The organism is Tissierellales bacterium, from assembly GCA_035301805.1.
Lineage (GTDB): Bacteria > Bacillota > Clostridia > Tissierellales > DATGTQ01 > DATGTQ01.
The window spans coordinates 1-3,238 of sequence record DATGTQ010000235.1; the positions used below are offsets into that span (position 1 = coordinate 1).

General features: G+C 30.2%; 4 protein-coding genes. All 4 read right to left on the reverse strand.

Annotation, left to right across the window (positions count from 1 at the left end; genetic code table 11):
• Nucleotides 1-140 precede the first annotated feature (140 nt).
• Nucleotides 141-617 carry a metallophosphoesterase gene (locus VK071_11735; protein ID HLR35982.1) on the reverse strand — a complete coding sequence of 159 codons (477 nt, stop codon included), beginning with the start codon at nucleotides 615-617 and terminating at the stop codon, nucleotides 141-143.
• A 1-nt stretch (nucleotide 618) separates the two neighbouring features.
• The gene (locus VK071_11740) at nucleotides 619-1,251 is read right to left on the reverse strand and encodes an XTP/dITP diphosphatase (GenBank protein ID HLR35983.1); all 633 of its coding nucleotides are present in this window, start codon (nucleotides 1,249-1,251) and stop codon (nucleotides 619-621) included.
• Nucleotides 1,235-1,999 carry a ribonuclease PH gene (gene rph, locus VK071_11745; protein ID HLR35984.1) on the reverse strand — a complete coding sequence of 255 codons (765 nt, stop codon included), beginning with the start codon at nucleotides 1,997-1,999 and terminating at the stop codon, nucleotides 1,235-1,237. The genes VK071_11740 and rph overlap by 17 nt, the downstream gene beginning before the upstream one ends.
• A 116-nt stretch (nucleotides 2,000-2,115) precedes the next feature.
• Nucleotides 2,116-3,135: a GerMN domain-containing protein gene (locus tag VK071_11750; protein ID HLR35985.1), complete on the reverse strand. Its 1,020-nt coding sequence runs from the start codon at nucleotides 3,133-3,135 to the stop codon at nucleotides 2,116-2,118.
• Nucleotides 3,136-3,238: the final 103 nt, after the last annotated feature.

Consider the following 3,238-nt stretch of genomic DNA (forward strand, 5'->3'; position numbering starts at 1 on the left):
AGCTGAGCTATAGGTGCACAAAACTTAAATTATTTTTAAAATTATTTTTTCAAGCTGACAATATAAGATTATAGCAGGGATCTTTTAAGATGTCAATAGAAAAACAAAAGTTTTTTATTTATTTTTATATTTTATTTTTACTATTTTACCTTTACAATTTTCCCTGATATTTTCTCTCCAAGTTCTATTATACCAAAAGTTTTACTATTAAACAATCTTGGTAACGAAACACTTCCAGGATTCATAATTATAATACCATCCTGTTCTTCTAGTTGAGGAAAATGAGTATGGCCGAATAATATTAAATCTACTTCTTCTTCCATACCTTTATATACAAGCCTTGATATATCCATTTTCACATTGTATTTATGTCCATGGGTAATTAGTATTTTTTTATTATTAAGATTTATTATTTTATCTTCGTCAAATCCTGTAGAATAAATGTCACAATTTCCTTTAACTACTATTGTATCTATTCCCATTTCCTCTTCTATTTTTAATGCATCTTCTACGTAATCGCCTAAGTGTATTATTAAATCTGGTCTTTCCAAAGACTTTGCTGTATTAACAAAATCCTTAATTCGACCATGAGTATCACTTACTACAAATATTTTCATATTAATCATCCTCTAATTGCCTTTTTAACTCAACTTTTAAATTTTTTAATGCTTTTGCTCTATGACTAATATTATTTTTTATATCTTCGCCTAGTTCAGCAAAAGTTTTTCCATATCCATCTACTATAAATAAAGGATCATATCCAAAACCTTCACTACCTTTAGGCTCAAAGCCTATTTTTCCTTCACATCTTCCAGTTACCGTTTTAATTTCCTTATTTTCTGTAATTATTGCTATAACTGTTTCGAAATGAGCAGTCCTCTTTTCTAATGATACTCCATCTAATTCCCTTAACAATTTTTCATTGTTTTTCTTATAGGATCCATCTTCTCCACTATATCTAGATGAATAAACTCCTGGTCTACCATCTAAATAATCTACGAATAAACCAGTATCATCTGCTACTATTATACCTTCTACTTCTTTTGATATACCCATGGCCTTTTTTATTGCATTTTCTTTTAAAGTTGTGCCATCTTCTTTGACTTTAATATCTTGTATCCCCAACTCTTTCTTTGATAATACCTTTATAGGTAAATCTTTTAATATATTCTTTATTTCATTAATTTTATTAATATTATCCGTTGAAAGGACTAATAATTTTTCTTCCATAAACTTAATATTCACCTTCATCTTTTGTTTTCTTTTCTATTAAATATGCTAAATCCCCTAAAACTTCTTTTTGTTTCTTTATAAGTTGTTTATTCCCTATCTCTCCTAAATATAACAACTCATTTAACTGTTCTCTAGAAAAAGCCTTTTCCTCACCAGTTCCTTGTATCTCAACAAATTCATCAGAATCTGTCATAACAATGTTCATATCTACTTCTGCATTAAAATCCTCTTCATAACATAGATCTAATAAAGCTTCCCCTTCTACAATGCCTACACTAATTGCTGAAACAAAGTTCAATACTGGCATACTAGAGATTTCCCTTTTATTATATAAATAATATAATGCATCTACAAGGGCAACATAAGCACCGGTTATAGAAGCAGTCCTAGTTCCTCCATCTGCTTGTATAACATCACAGTCTATCCAAATAGTTCTCTCCCCTATTATATTCAAATTAACAACTGTTCTTAATACCCTACCAATAAGTCTTTGAATTTCTTGAGTTCTTCCTTCCACCTTTCCCCTAGAGGCGGCTCTAATTTTTCTATTCGCTGTAGAACCTGGAAGCATAGAATATTCTGCAGTTACCCACCCTTGGTTAGTTCCTTTTAAGAAACGGGGTACTCTTTCATCTATCATAGCTGTACATATAACTTTAGTATCCCCCATTTCTATAAGAGTAGAACCCTGAGGGTGCTTTAAATAATTTCTTTTAATATTTATCTTCCTTAATTCATCAAAACTTCTATTGTCAATTCTCACCATTAGTATACATCTCCTATTTAAATCTTCAATTTTTATAATAACAAAATTTCTATTTTATTTCTACATATTTACTACTTTAATTCTTGACAAAATAAATAAGCTGCCATTAAGACAGCTTAATATTCATTGGCAAAGACAGGTATGGCCATATCATAATCATAATCTATACCAATCTTTTCTAAATCTTTACCATCAATAAGTATCTCTACCTTTTCAATTTCATCAAATTGACTTAAAGTTATACCAATGTTTTTTATCATTCCAGTTAATACACTTTCTTCTTTTAAGATATCAATAGAACCAGTATAGATATCTACATAGGCTGTTCCCTCTTTTACTTCTACCCCCTCTAAGTTAACTCCATCGGGAATTGCTGTATCTAACCCCATATCCTCTGGTGGTCCATCAAAAAGTTCTTCTAAAGCTGTGAATACATTGGGAATAGGTGCTATTGTAGGTATAGTTACAGGTACAAAATATTCAAATTCATTATTTTCCATTCCCTTAAAATAAACTACTATTCTTGACTTAGCATTTTCTAAATTGCCTAACAGATTTATATTTTCCCGTTTTAGTGGTTCTCCAACCTCTGTACCGTGTTTTAAAGTAGGTACAACGCCTCCATCAATCATTACCTGAACTTCATTAATTGCCGGAAACTCAGTTAATGTATATACTACTCCATTTATTAAATTCTCTTCTTCTTTTTCCGTTTCATAATTTAATACTTCCCCTGTAAAATCAATTTTACAAAGTCCTGTATCTTCATCTATAGTAATTCCCTTTATTTCTGTACCAGCAGGAATTATTGGCGATAATCCTGTAGACGCTAAATTTTCTTGGAGAGCTGGATTATCTATCATATTGTTAATAGCCGAATTTGCTATACCTTCTTCCCAAGGTATTTTTCTCATCATAGGTACCAATAATCCTTTACTATTTTGAAAATAAAGAATTGTTTTCCTAAGTTCATCCCCTTCTTCCGTTAGGTCAATTTTTTCTTCATCATCACTTCTAATTATCTCCATAGGTTCTTCTTTAGAAAATAGTTTTTTCAAACCAGACCTTTTACAACCAGATACACTAATAGTTAATATCAGTACAAATAAAATCAAAATAAACTTTTTTACTTTCATCCCCTACCCCCCTTCGTTATTATTAATATATTAAATTAAAGGGTAGAGTATGCTATTATTATTGAAATTTGGCAAGACCAGTATATAGTTCATCACTTTCCGG

What these genes read in the sequence shown, in the direction of transcription:
- VK071_11740 (HLR35983.1), bottom strand. Translation starts at nt 1,251, where the DNA reads ATGAAGGTGAATATTAAGTTTATGGAAGAAAAATTATTAGTCCTTTCA.
- VK071_11735 (HLR35982.1), bottom strand. Translation starts at nt 617, where the DNA reads ATGAAAATATTTGTAGTAAGTGATACTCATGGTCGAATTAAGGATTTT.
- VK071_11750 (HLR35985.1), bottom strand. Translation starts at nt 3,135, where the DNA reads ATGAAAGTAAAAAAGTTTATTTTGATTTTATTTGTACTGATATTAACT.
- rph (HLR35984.1), bottom strand. Translation starts at nt 1,999, where the DNA reads ATGGTGAGAATTGACAATAGAAGTTTTGATGAATTAAGGAAGATAAAT.